A 1,532-nucleotide genomic window follows, 5' to 3' on the forward strand; every position below is an offset into this window, starting at 1 on the left:
GCCGACCAGCGGCAACGTCACGGTGCAGAAGAAGAACGCCGCGGGCTCCTTCGTACCCATCGGCAGCGAGCCGGCCGTGTCGTGGGCCAACAAGAACCGCGACGGCAACGGCAACCTGGTCACCGCCACCAACGCCTTCTTCCTGGGCCAGCGCGTCCGCTACACCGGCGGGACCGGCACGGTGAACACGGCCACCGGGGCCGCGACCATCCGCTGGAGCGGCACGTTCACCGTCAACTTCTACGGGAGCTACACCCCGTTCTGGATCGTCGACCCGACGCTGACCGTCGATGCCGGCGGCGCCGCTCGACTCACCGCGACGATCGGCGGCCGCGGTTCCTCGCAGGAGAACCCCGACATCCAGATCACGCTTCCCGACACGCCCGGCATCACCCTCGCCGAGTTCGCCGACGTCTACGCCGGCGGAGCGATCGCCACCGGGTGGACCGCCCCGACCCGCTATCTCGGCTCGAACGTCACTCCCCCCGCCGGGAGCCCGGCCCAGGTCGGAGGTGTCCACAAGGGTGCCTGGCCGCAGTCGTTCGTGAACTTCCACGGCCAGACCGGAACCGCGGCGTACTGGTACTCGAGCGGCGCGGCTGCGGACCCGCTCAAGGCGCAGGAACCCGTGGGCGTGCACTACTCACTCAACCCGTGACCCGAACAGCCCTGCCCCAACGACAGCCCTGCCCGAACAGCCCTGCCCGAACGACGGAACTGGAGACAGGACACCGATGACCACCACCGACACGATCGAGCTGGACCCGCCGTTCTCGGTGCGGATCCGCAACGCGACGATGACCGCGCACCGGGCCGCTGAGCGCAAGCAGTTCGTCCACCGCCTGATGCGGGGCCAGCTCCCGATCGACGGCGTGGCCGACCTGATGGTCCAACACCACGCGATCTACCGGGCCCTCGAGGAGACCGGGGACGGCCTGGCCGACGACGCGGTCGTCGGACCCTTCGTCGGAGCGGAGCTGCGTCGGGTCCCGAGGATCGAGGCCGACCTGGCGAACCTGGTGGGAGCCGACTGGTCCGAGCGGTTCGGCACCCGCCCAGCGACGCGGGCGTACGTCGAGCTGATCCGCTCGAGCGGCGCGGAGCCGGCACGGTTCGTCGCGCAGCACTACACGCGACTCCTCGGCGACCTCTCGGGCGGCCAGGCCATCCGTCGCACCCTCGAGCGTCACTACGGCGATCGGTTGGCCGGTGCCCTGTCGTTCTACGACTTCGACATCGACGACCTGGATGCCTACAAAGACGCGTACCGGAGCAGGCTGGACGACGCCCCGTGGACCGACGCCGAGCTCGACGCCTTCATCGCCGAGACCAACCGGGCCTACGACGCCAACTCGGCGATGTTCGTCGAGCTCGACGAGGCCTGGCCCGCCTGATCCCGCACCCCGCCGCCGAACTTGTAGCCCACCGGTCGTCCCACGACCTGCCCGCTACAAGATCGTCGCACCCCGCCGAACTTGTAGCCCACCGGTCGTCTCACGGCATGCCCGCTACAAGTTCGGCGGGGTGGCCGA

Annotated in this window: 2 protein-coding genes; both read left to right on the forward strand. The window is 69.8% G+C overall.

Annotation, left to right across the window (positions count from 1 at the left end):
- On the forward strand, positions 1–658 hold a 658-nt coding region (locus M9952_16565), incomplete at its 5' end, for a hypothetical protein (GenBank protein MCO5314538.1).
- Between the two features lie 76 nt (positions 659–734).
- Positions 735–1,394, forward strand: coding sequence for a biliverdin-producing heme oxygenase (locus M9952_16570; protein ID MCO5314539.1), 660 nt, complete (start codon positions 735–737; stop codon positions 1,392–1,394).
- The last annotated feature ends 138 nt before the right edge of the window (positions 1,395–1,532 follow it).

Source organism: Microthrixaceae bacterium (genome assembly GCA_023957975.1).
GTDB lineage: Bacteria > Actinomycetota > Acidimicrobiia > Acidimicrobiales > Microtrichaceae > JAMLGM01.